Consider the following 15,742-nt stretch of genomic DNA (forward strand, 5'->3'; position numbering starts at 1 on the left):
TTCCCCATTTTTCATATTTAAAATTAATTTTTATGTCCATAAAAAATGGGGAAACTTTGCTTTAAGCGTAATCATAAAATAGGGAATGAGGAATTATGAATTATATTTATATTTTTCTGATAGATGCTGCTGCATTCTTCTTTCTGCATCTCTTTTTGCTATAGCTTCCCTCTTGTCATATAATTTCTTACCTCTTGCTACAGCTAATTCCACTTTAACTATTCCTTTTTCATTAATATATACACTTAAAGGTACCAGTGTATATCCTTTTTGCATAACTGCAGATTCTAATTTCCTTATTTCTCTTTTATGAAGTAAAAGTTTTTTCTTTCTAAGAGGATCTGTATTATAAATGTTTCCCTGTTCGTAAGGACTTATATGCATATTATAGATAAACACTTCTCCATTTTCTACTACCCCATAGCTTTCCTTTATATTTACTCTACCTTCTCTTACTGACTTCACTTCTGTTCCCTTTAATACAATTCCTGCTTCTATAGTTTCTTCAATAAAATACTCATGTCTTGCTTTTCTATTTCTAGCTACAATTTTTACGTTTTCTTCTTTCATAAAATCACCACACTAATTTTTTGTCTAAATATGAGTTTATCAAGGTTTACATTGGATGTCAAGATATGTTATTCATCCTCTTGTACTAACATAAAATCTATGGTCCTCTTCACCAAATCTGTATTTATTACCATTATTTTCACCGTATCTCCTAATCTATATATCTTTTTAGTGTGTTCTCCTATTATATAATATTTCTCCTCATCGAAATAGTAATAATCATCTATCATATTGCTAAAATGGACTAATCCTTCTATGGTGTTTTCTAATTGAACATACATTCCAAAATGAGTTAATGAAGATATTATTCCTTCGTATACATTTCCAATTCTTTGAGACATATATTCAGCTTTCTTTAAATCTTCTACTTCTCTTTCTGCTTCTTCAGCTGTTCTTTCTGTTATGGAAGTGTGTTCTGCTACTTTTGGTAAAAAGGTATATAACCTATCCTTTTCATTAGGACTAAGCTTTCCATTTATATAACTTTTAATGATTCTATGAATTTGTAAATCTGGATATCTCCTAATAGGTGCAGTAAAATGGCAATAGTATTTAGATGCTAGCCCAAAATGTATTTCTTTTTCACTACTATACCTAGCTTTTTTTAGGGATCTTAAAAGTAATGTATTGATTAATGTTTCCTCTTTTTTACCCTTCACTTCTTTAGACAATAATTGCAATTCTTTAGGATGAATCTCTTGACTTCCTTTAATTGTATATCCAAAATTATGAATAAATTTATTAAATTCTTCTATCCTTTCCATATCTGGTTCCTCATGAATTCTATATAAAAATGGAATATCTGCCCAATAAAAATGTTCAGCAATAGTTTCATTACAAACTAGCATAAATTCTTCTATCATCTTATCAGCTATTCTTCTATCTTCCTTTACTACGTCTATCGGTATACCATCCTCATCTAATATTATCCTTGCCTCTGGAAAATCAAAATCTATACTACCTCTTCTTTGCCTTTTTTCATAAAGTATATGAGATAACTCTTCCATCATCTTTAATTCTTCTGTGAATTCTTTTAACTTTTCTAAAGCTTCTTCATCATTTTTCTCTAATAGATCTGAAACATCATCATATACTAATCTTGCCCTACTTCGTATAGCCCCTTCAACTATTTCATAGTTTACCACATTTCCTTTTTTATCTATTTCCATAAGTACAGATAATGTCAACCTATCTTCACCAGGATTTAAACTACATATCCCATTGGATAATTCTTTTGGAAGCATAGGTATAACTCGATCTATAAGATAAACACTATTTCCTCTCTTATAAGCTTCCTTATCTATAGCACTTTTTTCCTTTACATAATGCGATACATCAGCTATATGAACTCCCAATCTATAATTTCCACTAGGCAATTTTTCTACAGACACAGCATCATCTAAATCTTTTGCATCTGCTCCATCAATAGTAAAGGTTTTTAAATCTCTAAGATCTACTCTTTTTGCAATTTCTTCTTGAGGTACTGTTTGTTCAATGGAACTTGCTTGATCTAATACCTTGGCTGGAAATTCCTCTGACAATTTAAATTGTTTAATTATTGATAATATATCTGTTCCCTTTTCTCCTACATATCCTAAAATTTCCACTATCTTGCCTTCAGGATTTCTCCTTTTTTCTGGCCATCTAGTTATTTTTACTACTACTTTTTGATTAGTTTTAGCCCCGTTAATATCTGACTTAGGTATAAATACATCATAAGCTATTCGAGAATCATCAGGTATTACAAATCCAAAATTTCTACTACTTTCAAAAGTACCAACTATCGTATCATTAGCTCTTTCTAAAATTCTAATTACTTCTCCTTCTTCTTTTTTGCCAGGTAATCCTTTATTGATTATCCTTACAACAACCTTGTCCCCATGAAGAGCTCCATTCATATCTTCAGCTGGTATAAATACATCTTCCTTAGTCTTATCATCAGGAATTAAAAATCCAAATCCCTTTTGGTTTCCATCTATTTTTCCTACCACTAAATTCATCTTTTCTACTAAACCATATCGTTCGTTTCGTGTTTTTATTATTACTCCTTCTTTTTCCATATCATCTAATACCTTATAAAAAACATCTGTTTCTTTTCCTTTTATTCCAAATTCAACCACTAATTCTTCTCTTAACATAGGTTTATATGCTTTGTTTCTCATAAATTCTATTATGTTTTCTCTTAAACTCATTTTATTTCTCTCCTTGTAAATTTATATTACTAGTTTACCCAATTATTTTATATATCTTTCATTCTTAAAAAAATGTAAGACATAAATTTATATCTTACATTTTTTTAGCTTTACTACCACCTAAATGAATTTTATTAAATAAATCTGCATCATAATGATACATATTATCATTTTTATCTTCATGAACTTTTATTGCTATATCTATCATATTATCTATCAGCTCTTTAAAAGAGTATCCTTTTCCTTCCCATAGATAAAAAGCAATAGAACCAGGCAAAGTATTAATTTCATTTACATATATTTTTCCATCCTTAGCTAAAAGGAAATCTATCCTAGCATTTCCCCTTCCATCAATAGATATAAAAGATTTTTTAGCAATGTCTTCTATTTTCTCCCTTATATTATCATCTATATCTGCTGGAATTATTCTTCTACTTCCTTCTTTTCCTGTTCCTTTAACATTGCTATTTATATATTTATCTTCAAAAGTTAATATCTCCTCCCAACCTAAGGGTTCTTCACATAATGAAGCTATCACATTATCATCGTAACCCATCACTGCACAATTTATTTCTCTTGGATTTTCTACAGATTTTTCTACTATTATCTTTCTATCATATCTTGTAGCAATCTCCATTGCTTTAATAAATCCATCTTTATCCTTAGCTTTAGATATACCTATACTTGAACCAAGATTAGCTGGTTTTACAAACACTGGATAATCTAAACTTTCTTCAATTATATTTATTATTCTTTCTTGGTTTTCTATCCATTCTTTTCTATAGAACCATCTGTAATCTACTATAGGAAGATTATTAGCTTTAAATACATCCTTCATAATTATCTTATCCATTCCCACTGATGAAGCTAATACACCAGAGCCTACATAAGGGATATTCATAAGCTCAAATAATCCTTGAATAGTACCGTCTTCCCCATTTGTCCCATGTATTGTAGGAAATACTACATCTATTTTATCTATTATTTTTTTCTTAAACAGCCCAATATTTTCTGGATGATTGTATAAATTATGATCATTTGTTATAGGTGTTAATATCACTTCTTGTATATCATCTAATTTGTTTTCTTTGAAATTTTTAAATTCCATTAAACTTTCCCCTGTAAACCATTTGCCTTTTTTATTAATATAGATTGGGATTATATGATATTTGTCCCTATCCATATTTTCTATCACTTGAAGCCCTGTTATTACTGATACTTCATGTTCCACACTACGCCCACCAAATACAACTGCTACTCGTTTTTTCAATTGATTACCCTCCTATTCTTCATAATTATCTGGTAAATCATTTTCAAATAATATTACATCTTTAGGTTTTGCTATTTTTTGAATCACTTGTGTAGCTTCATCTAAATCTTTTACAACAAATATATTATTTTCATTATAATCTACTTCCATTAATCCTTCATATATAGGAATAGTTCGTTTCTTGCCTACTAAAATAACATAGTCACATACCTTACCTATATTTACTCCAAATTCTCTATTTGCTTCAGCTTCTTTTTCTCCCAATTCCACCATACCTGGAGTTACAATAATTTTTCTACCTTCTTTAAATTGACTTAATACGTCTAAAGCTGCTTTTGCACCTATGGGATTAGAATTAAATGCATCATCAATTATTATTATTCCAGTTCCTGGATTTATTATATCTAATCTATGAGGAATAGGTTCTATTTTTTGTATACCTCGTTTAATCTCTTCAAAATTCATTCCCATAGCCACAGCCACACTAACCCCTGCTAATATATTATAGATATTATGCTTACCTAATAGTTTTGTAGTGCATCTTATGCTGTTTCCTTTTTTATCCTTTATAGTAAATGTAGAACCTAGTTCAGATACCTCTACATCTTCAGCATATATATCTAATTCTTCAATATTTTCCATACCATATAATATTTTTTCTTTAAAGGTCTTATCAGCTAATTTTTTTACATATTCATTATCATAATTGAATATGGCTATCCCATCAATAGACAATTCTTCTATTAATTCATATTTGGTTTTCATTATATTGTCTATATTTTTAAAAGTTTCTAAATGAGCAGGTCCAATAGAAGTAATAACTCCTATTTTAGGTTTAGTAAGTTGAACTAACTCTTTAATATCTCCTATATTTCTAGCACCCATTTCAGCTATAAATACTTGATATTCCTCAGTTAATTCATTATTTATAACCTTGCTTAATCCCATAGGAGTATTATAACTTTCTGGAGTACTAAGCACTTTATACCTTTGTTTTAATATGGTACTAGTTATAAATTTAGTACTAGTTTTACCAAAACTACCAGTTATACCTATAACATATAAATCCTCCATGGAATCTATCTTTTCTTGCGCTTGCCGAAAATACCATCTATTGATACTATCTTCAACAGGTTTAATCAATATATTGGATACATACATAGTTTCCGGTTGAAAATAATATAGTAGAGTTCCAATAAATAATACTATTGGGGAACATAATATAGCATCATTTATACTTTTAACGCATATTGTACGTATTATTAACAATAAAACAATATTTAATATTAAATTAGTTATATAAAGCCTTGTAGCACGTTTAGTAAATACCAAAGGTTTTTTTGCTTCCTCATCCTTAGTTCTTGCCAAAAACATACATAAGGTCCATACAATATAGAAAGCATAAAGTACAAATATATTAAACTGTGTTCCTTTCCTAAATAATATAATATAAATTAAGTATACTATAGTCATAATAGAAATAATTTTCATAGATTTTTTCAATTTGTCATCATAAGCTTTGCCACTTTTTGAAAGCCATTTTCTATATTCGTCATTTTTATATCCTTCTAATTGTATCATATGTAAGAAAAATTTTGATCTATCCATTAGAAAGTATACCCATAAAAGAATTAGTAAAAAAGCTATTAGCTTATTCAATAAATTCACCTCCACATAACCCCTTTACAAATATTATACTTACTTATCTACTTATTTGGTAGTAAAAAAGCATTAAGTATTATAGAAAATTCATTAAATTTATCTAAATATGAATAATGTCCTGCTCCTTTTAGCACTACTAATCCACTATCAGGTATTTCCTTTTCCATGATCTTACCCATATATAGGGGAGTAGCTGTATCTTCATCTCCCCAAATCAACAATGTAGGTGCTTGTATGGTTTTTAATAAAGGTTTTAAGTTTTCGTTAACCACCTTTACTAATATTTTCCTCATTATTCCTTGGGCAGCTTTGTAATCATCTGAACCAAATTTTCTATAAAACCTTTCCATCTTACTTTTTTCGTCTACCCAGAAAAAAACTCCTTTGTATATAGCCTTTAATAGTTTAAAACTATATACCTTAATATAATATTTTAAACCTCTCTTTGGAATTAATCCTGCACTATCTATAAGTACTATTTTATCAACTATTTCTGGATATAAACTTCCTAACCATATAGAAATTTTTCCTCCAAAAGAATGACCTATTAATATTACCCTTTTCATTTCCATATAATCAATAAATTTCTTTACAATTTCAGCATATTCTTTAGAACCATATACTTCCTTCGGTTCATCACTACTGCCAAATCCAGGTAAATCCAATGCATATACCTTAAAATTTGACTTTAAAAGATTGATTATAGGCATGACAGTATCTATATTAGCTCCCCACCCATGAAGAACTAGTACATCTTGACCTTCTCCTTCACATATATAGTTTATTTTCATATCTTCGATAGTTATTTTCATACCCTATACCTTCCTTTAACTATAAATAAATAGATTTAAACATATCCTATCACAATATTATTAACAAATTTTATATAATATAACAAATCCAATATTTTTATATAAAATAACAATATTAATTATTAATTATATCATATAAAAATCCCTTCCTGAGGAAGGGATTTTTATTATTTAAATAAATTTAATAATATTCCACCATAATTTAAGAAAAGCTGTGCAAATACTAGGGATACAATGGTCATCAACTTTATAAGTATATTTAATGATGGTCCTGAAGTATCTTTGAATGGATCTCCTACTGTATCTCCAACTACTGCTGCCTTATGAGCTTCGCTACCCTTGCCACCATGGTTTCCTTCTTCTATATACTTCTTAGCGTTATCCCAAGCTCCTCCAGCATTTGCCATAAATATAGCCATAAGTACACCTGTAATTAATGCTCCAGCTATAAGTCCTCCTAAAGCCTCTGGACCTAGTAATAGCCCAATTAATACAGGTACAATTACTGCCAATACTCCTGGTATTACCATTTCCTTTAGTGCTGCTTTTGTACTTATATCAACACAAGTACTGTAATCTGGCGTTGCTTTACCTTCCATTATCCCTGGAATTTCTTTAAATTGTCTCCTTACTTCTTCTATCATACTAAAAGCAGCCTTCCCAACTGCTTCCATAGTCATAGCTGAAAATAGAAATGGTAACATTCCTCCTATAAACAAACCTGCAATTACATCTGGTTCTGTTAAGTTTATTCCACTTAAATGTACTGCTTGAGTATAAGAAGCAAATAATGCTAAAGCTGTTAAAGCTGCCGAACCTATTGCAAATCCCTTACCTACTGCAGCTGTTGTATTCCCAACAGAGTCTAATTTATCTGTAATATCCCTTACTTCTTCTGGTAAATCACACATCTCTGCAATTCCGCCAGCATTGTCAGCAATTGGACCATATGCATCTACTGCAATAGTCATACCTGCTGTTGAAAGCATTCCTACTGCTGCTAAAGCTATACCATATAATCCTGAAATTGGTTCTGATAAACCTCCTGATGCATAAAATGCAACCAATATACCAATAGCTATCACTATAATTGGACCTCCAGTGGACATCATACCAACGGACAAACCTGCAATTATATTGGTACCAGCACCTGTTTCTGATTCACTTGCAATTCTTTTTACTGGTACATAATCTGCTGATGTATAATATTCAGTAATTCTAGCAATTATAAGACCTACTGCTAAACCAGCCAAAATAGCTATAAAAGGCTTGGTTGAATCTAAAATACTTCTACTTAAAATAAATGCAAATATAACTGTTATAATAGATGAAACTAGCGTTCCATTGTTTAATGCCTTTTGAGGATCTTTATCTCCTCTTACAAAATAAACTCCTATAATGGAAGCTAATATTCCTACCGAAGATAAAGCTAAAGCAAACTTAACCCCTTTTTCACCATAAGCTGCTAATCCTAACGTGATTGCAGATATTATGGCTCCTACATAAGATTCAAATAAATCAGCACCCATACCTGCTACGTCTCCTACATTATCTCCAACATTATCAGCTATTACTGCAGGATTTCTTGGGTCGTCTTCAGGAATACCTGCTTCTACTTTACCTACTAAGTCAGCACCTACATCAGCTGCTTTAGTATATATTCCTCCACCTACTCTAGCAAATAACGCTATAGATGAAGCTCCTAAACCAAAACCTGTGATAATAGATGGATCTGGAAACAACATATATAGTACTGATACTCCTATTACACCTAGCCCAACAACACACATACCCATTACTGATCCACCAGAAAAAGCTACATTTAGTGCTTCATTCATGCCTTTTTCCTTAGCCGCGTTGGTAGTTCTTACATTAGCTCTTGTAGCTACTCTCATACCAAAATATCCAGCAAATACAGAGAACATAGCTCCTAATATGAAAGATATTGCTGTTTGCCAATTAATTGCTACTATTAATATGATAAATAGAACAACAACAAATATAGAAAGTGCTCTATACTCTCGTTTTAAAAATGCCATAGCTCCTTCTTCTATAAAAGATGCTATTTCTTTCATCCTGTCATTGCCAGGACTCATCTTTTCTATATAGTTCGCTTTATAAAGAGCAAATAATAATGCAAGTATACCAACTATTGGTGCACCTATCATTACAAAATCCATATTAATATACCTCCTTTTTCTTATTGTATTGCTGCAAGTACTATTGCAGATATCATAAACACAATTGCAGAAATTGTGGTTATTTTTCTAAGAGTTGCTTCCATAGTTCTCGCTCTTGTTTTACCCCAAATCTTTTCAGCACCACCACTGATAGCTCCTAAACCTTCTGATTTGCTCTCCTGAAATAATACTGTTACAATTAATAGAATACTAGATATAAGAATTAAAACTGAAAAAAAGATAGTCATATTTACACCCCCTATATTGTGATGGAAAATTATATCATTTATATCATACCATAAACACAATTATTTTATCATAGAAAACATGTAAAATCAACAAACATATTTCTTCTAGAGTTTCCCCATTCTAGAGAAATCAAACATATGTGACACAGACCTCTGAAAAATTATCTATGAATATTGTTGTGGTTTTCTTAAATAATTAAATGATAATACCCCACTTCTCATAATAACTTTCTACCATTGATATTAGAATATATTGTTTTTCGGGTATATATCTCAGTACCTAAACTCGTGTTTATCTACTTTTATCTTTTGATTATTTATTTCTCCTTTCCATGGTTTACGTATTTCGATTAAGTTTAAAACATTGTATCCTCTTTTATCCAAGAATTTAATTATTCCATCATTATTTGGATGAACCCAATTATATACCGTATCACCTCCAAGTTTTTCTGCTACCTTTTCTGCTTCATTAAATAGTAATGAAGCTATACCCCTTCTTCTATATTCTGGTAATACATAAAGAGACTCTGCCCAAACAATATCTCTTTCCACCTTACAAACCAAATACCCTACTATTATATTTCCTTTGTCTTCTGCAATAAATATAGGATATTTATTATCTATGTAATCTCTCAATTCTTCCTTTGCCATATCCATATTTTGCTCTTTTTCAATCCCTTTTAATCCCGCTAGATCTACTCTAAAATTTGCAATTAATTCTATAATAGCTTCTTTATCTTTTTCTTGGAAAGTGCGTATATTTGTTTTAATTTTAGACATTAATATTCACTCCTTTTCGCTTTACAAAAATTATACAATTTATGTTATCTTTAATTTTTTATATCCATGTTGGGATTTAAATTTTCTCTTTCATACAATTTGTATAGACCATGTATATCCTAAATAAGACAACCTTTTTTTATTATTTATAATCCTTTTCCAATATTACCTTCTATTATTTCTAATTTTGCTTTTTGATACATTCCTTCCCATATCATTAAAATCTTCTCAATGTATCTATCTCAAAAGTCCATTCTGGGGTTTTCAATTTTTCTTTATCTTTTAGTGAATACCAAGGACTCATGTTTTCATCATTAGGATTGATAAGTATTTGGGTTTGTTGGGCTGGCATATAGGATTGAGCTATGATAAAGATTTTTTCATTGGCATTATTCATTGCCATATCTACAATAATAACAGCATGACCAGGGCTTCCACCAATAATAAATACATCGCCAATTTTCATATCTTCAATATCAACCCTATCCATTTCTTTTTCTAAGGACAAAGTTCCAGAATAAGCAAATACCATATCCATAAATTTTCTAAAATCCTCATAGGTATTAGATGGTTCGGTTCCTTTATAATAGCTTACATCATTTCCTTCCACTTTAATTCTATATCCTTCCATCCACTTACTGTACTCTGCTGTAAAGCCAGATACAAAATTGAATTTAATATCCTCATAATCTCCAATAGAATATAAATATTCTCCACGTAAAAGCATGATAGCATCAGCACATTGATGAAGATTCCTGTCCCCAATGTCAACATCTATTACACTATCGTACACTCCCTTTGATGGCTTTTCCCTACCATTATAATACAATGCCTTTTCTCCATAGGGCTTTAACTTTTGATTTCTCAAAAATTCTTCAAAGCTGCCTTTGTTTACCTTAACCCTTGTAAACCCATCTGGAGTTGAATACCTAGTTCCAATTGTACTACCTTCAGGAATGACATGACTAGTATTTTTATTTACTTCATTCTTTTCTGTTAAACTATGGCGAGAAGACGGTTCTGAGTTGTTATCAATTGATCTACAGCTGGTTAACAAAACTAGAAAAATAATAATAAAAAAAATGCTAAGCTTTCTCATCATTAACTCACACCTTCTATTATGTATTATTTAAATATTCCAATTCATATCTCATTACTAATTCGTATCCATCATCATCTTCTGATTTACGCCTAAAACCTAAACTATTATATAATTTCTCAGCAATATAATCATCTTCTATTCACTTAATACATTAATTTTCTGTATATTTTATAACATTATAACATAAGTAAAACATTTCTCCTATCTTAATTATTAATACTTAAATAAATTTACTCACAAAGATAAGAAAAAACTATGGTTTGCCATAAAAAGATGGAGAATTTATGGAAGGATAATGAATGAATTTCTATTGTAATTAGAAAGCCTAGAATATTTTAAAAATAAAAAGAAAAAATATTCCAAAGAAATTTTCAGAGACTATAATTAATTTCATGTTTTTTTAAATAAAAGAGCTTATTAAGCCCTTTTATAATATTGTTTAGGCTTAATAAGCTTTTTAACATTGTCCCATCTTTAACGTATAGCTTTCAATTTAGCAATATCGTAGGCATTTTTGGTTGTCAACATCTCCATTGTACTTAAATCATTTCGTAATTCTATTAGTTCATCATATACAGTTTGAATTTCTACATGAAGTTCTTCTGCTAATACATTTAAATCTTCTTTAGTGGCAAGATCTTTTATGTCATCCTTAGTTACAAAGTCTTTCAAATCATCTTTAGTTGCAAATGCCTTTATGTCATCCTTAGTTGCAAAATCTTTCAAATCATCCTTAGTTGCAAATGCCTTTAAGTCATCTTTGGTTGCAAAATCTTTCAAATCATCCTTAGTTGCAAATGCCTTTAAGTCATCTTTGGTTGCAAAATCTTTCAAATCATCCTTAGTTGCAAATGCCTTTAAGTCATCTTTGGTTGCAAAGTCTTTCAAATCATCCTTGGTTGCCATAGTTTCTTTTACATCTTTAATTTCCGTCTGCATACCTTGAACTTCTACATATAACTTTTCTAGTAAATCATACACCTTTTCTTCCATCCTCGGACCCACCTCCGATATATTCATATCTAGATTATATCATTTATTTACTATAAAACTCAATAAATAAACAAATTTTATAAACTACTAATATTCCTATTCTAACACCATCAACAATTCTCCTGTCTCTACATTTTGCCCTTCTTCAACCACTATAGATTTGACAGTACCTTCAACTGATGTAGTTACATTGGTTTCCATCTTCATGGCTTCTATTACTGCAACTTGCTGATTTTCTTTTACTTTATCACCTGGTTCTACTAATATTTTAGCTACTACTCCTGGAATACTTGCACCAATTTGAAATTTATCATCCTTGTCTGCCATTTGAATATAAGATTCCTTCTTAACTATATTACTTGCTTTGTCAAATATTTTTATAGCTCTTCTACTATCATTAACTTCAAAGTAAAGGGTCCTATATCCCTCATCATCTATTTCCCCTATTTCAAGAAGCTTTATAACCAAAGTTTTTCCTTCTACAATTTCTACTTCTCCAATTTCACCTTCTTTAAGCCCATAGAAGAATATATCACTACCCATTCTACTAAAATCCCCTTGTTCTTCTATATATTTTAAATAATCTTCAAATACCTTAGGATATAGTGCAAAAGATAATATATCCTTTCTCTCTGGATTTATATTATAATTTTCTCTTAAATGCTTTTCTATCTTTTGAAAATCCTCTGGTTCAAGTAATTCTCCTGGTCTACAAGTTATGGGTTCTTCTCCTTTTAATACTAATTTTTGAAGTCTTTCAGGAAAACCTCCTAGAGGCTGCCCCATCATTCCCTTAAAATAGGATACTACTGAATCTGGAAAAGCCATATCCTTTCCTTTATCATAGATATTTTCTGGAGTTAGATCATTTTGAACCATAAATATAGCTAAATCCCCTACTACTTTTGATGTAGGTGTTACCTTTACAATATCTCCAAGCATTTCGTTTACAGTTTTGTACATTGCTTTTACTTCTTCAAACCTATGTCCTAATCCAAAACTTTCCACTTGAGGTCTAAGATTTGAATATTGGCCTCCTGGTATTTCATATTTATATATCTCTGTAGTTCCAGATTTTAGCTCTGATTCAAACTTATTATATATTGGTCTAATATCGCTCCAATAATCTGAAAGTAGCTGTAAATCATCCAAATTAAGTCCTGTATTTCTATCTGTATGTTCCAAGGCTGCAACTACTGAATTTAATGCTGGTTGGCTTGTTAAACCTGCCATACTATTGAAAGCAGTATCTACAATATCTACTCCAGCATGGGCTGCCATCAATACTGTTGCTACACCGTTTCCACTAGTATCATGAGTATGAAGATGAATTGGTATACTAATTTCATTCTTCAATGCTTTAATAAGTTTATATGCTGCATGAGGTTTTAAAAGAGAAGACATATCTTTAATTCCCAATATATGAGCTCCCGTTTTTTCTATTTCTTTTGCAGTCCTTATATAATAATCTAATGAATATTTATCCTTACTATCATCTAAAATATCTCCAGTATAACATATACAAGCTTCTGCTATTTTCCCTACATTTAATACTTCATCTATTGCCACTTTCATTCCTTCTATCCAATTTAGTGAATCAAATATTCTAAAAACATCTATTCCTTTATCTGCTGACTCTCTTACAAATTCCCTTATAACATTATCCGGATAATTTCTATATCCCACTGCATTAGAACCTCTCAATAACATTTGAAATAATATATTAGGTATTTTTTCCCTTAAAAGTTCCAATCTAGTCCAAGGAGATTCCTTTAAGAACCTATAGGATACATCAAATGTAGCTCCTCCCCACATCTCCAATGAAAATAAATCCTTACCTAATATAGAAGTTGCTTCTGCAATCCTTAACATATCAATAGTTCTCACTCTAGTAGCCATCAAGGATTGGTGAGCATCCCTCATAGTCGTATCTGTTAATAACAAACCTTCTTTATTTTTTATCCATTCAATCAATCCATCAGGTCCATATTGGTCTAATATTTGTTTTGTACCATAAATCTCCCTATCTATTTCCACTATTGGAACTCTAGGAATATTAAAATCTGGTTTGTATCCTCTTGTTTCATTTACAACCTTTTCCCCTATATAATTTAGTACTTTAAGCTCCACATCGGTTTTTGTACTTATTTCAAATAGCTCTGGATTATAGGTAATAAATCCAGTGTCACATTTACCACTTAAAAAATCTTCATGATTTAATACATTTATCAAAAATGGAACATTGGTTTTTACTCCTCTTATCTTTATCTCCCTCAATGCTCTATTAGCCTTTCTGACTGCATCTTCAAAGGTTCTAGACCATGCAGTTACTTTTACCAATAAACTATCATAATAGGGACTTATAGTTGCACCAGCAAATCCAGTACCTCCGTCAAGCCTTATGCCAAACCCAGAGCCAGTTCTGTATATATCAATAGTACCTGTGTCTGGAGAAAAGTTATTTAGTGGATCCTCTGTTGTTACCCTACACTGAATAGCATATCCTCTTGGCTCCACAGATTCCTGTCCTTTAATTCCTATTTCTTTAGAATCAAGGGAATAACCTTCTGCTATTAAAATCTGGGATTGAACTATGTCTATTCCTGTAACCATTTCTGAAACAGTGTGTTCCACCTGTATCCTTGGGTTAACTTCTATAAAGTAGTGGTTGCCATACTTATCCAATAGGAATTCCACAGTTCCTGCTCCTCTGTAATTAACAGCTTTTGCAATTTTCACTGCATCATTACATATTCTTTGCCTTAATTCTTCTGTAATAGAAAAGGCTGGAGTATATTCAATAACTTTTTGATGTCTTCTTTGTATAGAACAATCCCTTTCATATAGATGAACTATATTTCCATATTTATCTCCTAATATTTGTACTTCTATATGCTTCGGCTTTTCAAGATATTTTTCAATAAATATATCGTCTACACCAAAGGCCTTTTTGGCTTCATTTTTGGCACTATAATATTCTCTTATTAAATCCTTTTCATCCCTTACTGCCCTCATGCCTCTTCCACCGCCACCAGCAGCAGCTTTTAGCATAACAGGATAGCCACAATAATTTGCAAATTTTATGGCATCCTCTTCTGAGTGCACCTTTTCTTCTATCCCTGGAATAGTTGGTACTCCTACACTACTAGCTACTTTTTTAGATTTTATCTTATCTCCTAAATTTTGCATCATATCATAGGTGGGACCTATAAATTCAATACCTACTTCTTCGCACTTTCTTGCAAACTCTGGACTTTCAGCTAAAAATCCATAACCTGGATGAATAGCATCTACCCCTTTTTTCAACGCAAGATTTATAATTTCATCTATACTTAAATAGGCCTCTATTGGCCCTTTATCTTTTCCCACTAAATAGGATTCATCTGCTTTTGTTCTAAATAAGGAATTTTTATCTTCATTAGAGTATATTCCTACTGTTCTTATCCCTAATTCACTACAAGCTCTAAATATCCTAATGGCAATCTCACCTCTATTGGCAACCAAAACCTTTTTAAACTTTTTCTGCATTTTTACACCTCCAAATAAAAAATAATATTGTAGACGATTCTAACACAAAATTTTTATAATAGCAAGGATTTTTGCAAGTTTATTTTTTATTCTTGCATATTTTAAATAAATATCAATTTAAATATTGCCTTTATATAATAAATAATAAGAGGAGATTTTTATAATATTATAAAAATCTCCTCTTATTTATTGGAAATTACTAATATTTTTATTTATCATAAACAATATCCCCATCTATAACTATCATATTAGGTGATATATTTGCCACATTGATAGTTACAACATATGATATGAGACAGTTTTTCTATATAGTCCTTTTTGTCCATCATTATAATCTGTATCATGGATTCTTTCCATTCATAGCTTCCCTTAACCATCCTTAGCATTAATTACCTCTGCATTGGG

The 15,742-nt window shown here is 30.6% G+C and carries 11 protein-coding genes; all 11 read right to left on the reverse strand.

What is annotated here, in order from left to right:
• Positions 1-93: 93 nt before the first annotated feature.
• Positions 94-570, reverse strand: a complete 477-nt coding sequence (gene smpB / locus JL105_RS06380; RefSeq protein ID WP_132028807.1) for an SsrA-binding protein SmpB — start codon at positions 568-570, stop codon at positions 94-96.
• Between the two features lie 68 nt (positions 571-638).
• Positions 639-2,762, reverse strand: coding sequence for a ribonuclease R (rnr, locus tag JL105_RS06385; protein ID WP_132028804.1), 2,124 nt, complete (start codon positions 2,760-2,762; stop codon positions 639-641).
• Between the two features lie 94 nt (positions 2,763-2,856).
• Positions 2,857-4,032, reverse strand: a complete 1,176-nt coding sequence (locus JL105_RS06390) for a D-alanine--D-alanine ligase family protein (protein WP_132028801.1) — start codon at positions 4,030-4,032, stop codon at positions 2,857-2,859.
• A gap of 12 nt (positions 4,033-4,044) precedes the next feature.
• Entirely contained in the window at positions 4,045-5,700 is a 1,656-nt protein-coding gene (locus JL105_RS06395) for a UDP-N-acetylmuramoyl-tripeptide--D-alanyl-D-alanine ligase (RefSeq protein ID WP_249038405.1), read from the reverse strand.
• A gap of 38 nt (positions 5,701-5,738) precedes the next feature.
• On the reverse strand, positions 5,739-6,506 hold the full coding sequence (locus JL105_RS06400) for an alpha/beta fold hydrolase (protein WP_132028795.1): 768 nt from the start codon (positions 6,504-6,506) through the stop codon (positions 5,739-5,741).
• Positions 6,507-6,673: 167 nt separating this feature from the next.
• Complete coding sequence (locus JL105_RS06405) at positions 6,674-8,686, reverse strand: sodium-translocating pyrophosphatase (protein WP_132028792.1); 2,013 nt, start codon at positions 8,684-8,686, stop codon at positions 6,674-6,676.
• 20 nt (positions 8,687-8,706) lie between these two features.
• Positions 8,707-8,934: a preprotein translocase subunit SecG gene (gene secG / locus JL105_RS06410; protein WP_132028789.1), complete on the reverse strand. Its 228-nt coding sequence runs from the start codon at positions 8,932-8,934 to the stop codon at positions 8,707-8,709.
• A gap of 273 nt (positions 8,935-9,207) precedes the next feature.
• On the reverse strand, positions 9,208-9,714 hold the full coding sequence (locus tag JL105_RS06415) for a GNAT family N-acetyltransferase (RefSeq protein ID WP_132028786.1): 507 nt from the start codon (positions 9,712-9,714) through the stop codon (positions 9,208-9,210).
• A 217-nt stretch (positions 9,715-9,931) separates the two neighbouring features.
• Entirely contained in the window at positions 9,932-10,816 is an 885-nt protein-coding gene (locus JL105_RS06420; RefSeq protein ID WP_202690442.1) for a DUF4846 domain-containing protein, read from the reverse strand.
• Between the two features lie 474 nt (positions 10,817-11,290).
• Positions 11,291-11,809, reverse strand: coding sequence for a hypothetical protein (locus JL105_RS06425; RefSeq protein WP_202690443.1), 519 nt, complete (start codon positions 11,807-11,809; stop codon positions 11,291-11,293).
• A 96-nt stretch (positions 11,810-11,905) separates the two neighbouring features.
• Complete coding sequence (locus JL105_RS06430) at positions 11,906-15,337, reverse strand: pyruvate carboxylase (RefSeq protein ID WP_132028778.1); 3,432 nt, start codon at positions 15,335-15,337, stop codon at positions 11,906-11,908.
• Positions 15,338-15,742 lie beyond the last annotated feature (405 nt).

Source organism: Keratinibaculum paraultunense (genome assembly GCF_016767175.1).
GTDB lineage: Bacteria > Bacillota > Clostridia > Tissierellales > Tepidimicrobiaceae > Keratinibaculum > Keratinibaculum paraultunense.

Bases quoted from the DNA above. Each gene is read 5' to 3' on its own strand.
- rnr (WP_132028804.1), bottom strand. From the start codon at position 2,762: ATGAGTTTAAGAGAAAACATAATAGAATTTATGAGAAACAAAGCATAT.
- JL105_RS06420 (WP_202690442.1), bottom strand. From the start codon at position 10,816: ATGATGAGAAAGCTTAGCATTTTTTTTATTATTATTTTTCTAGTTTTG.
- JL105_RS06405 (WP_132028792.1), bottom strand. From the start codon at position 8,686: ATGGATTTTGTAATGATAGGTGCACCAATAGTTGGTATACTTGCATTA.
- JL105_RS06425 (WP_202690443.1), bottom strand. From the start codon at position 11,809: ATGGAAGAAAAGGTGTATGATTTACTAGAAAAGTTATATGTAGAAGTT.
- JL105_RS06415 (WP_132028786.1), bottom strand. From the start codon at position 9,714: ATGTCTAAAATTAAAACAAATATACGCACTTTCCAAGAAAAAGATAAA.
- smpB (WP_132028807.1), bottom strand. From the start codon at position 570: ATGAAAGAAGAAAACGTAAAAATTGTAGCTAGAAATAGAAAAGCAAGA.
- secG (WP_132028789.1), bottom strand. From the start codon at position 8,934: ATGACTATCTTTTTTTCAGTTTTAATTCTTATATCTAGTATTCTATTA.
- JL105_RS06400 (WP_132028795.1), bottom strand. From the start codon at position 6,506: ATGAAAATAACTATCGAAGATATGAAAATAAACTATATATGTGAAGGA.
- JL105_RS06430 (WP_132028778.1), bottom strand. From the start codon at position 15,337: ATGCAGAAAAAGTTTAAAAAGGTTTTGGTTGCCAATAGAGGTGAGATT.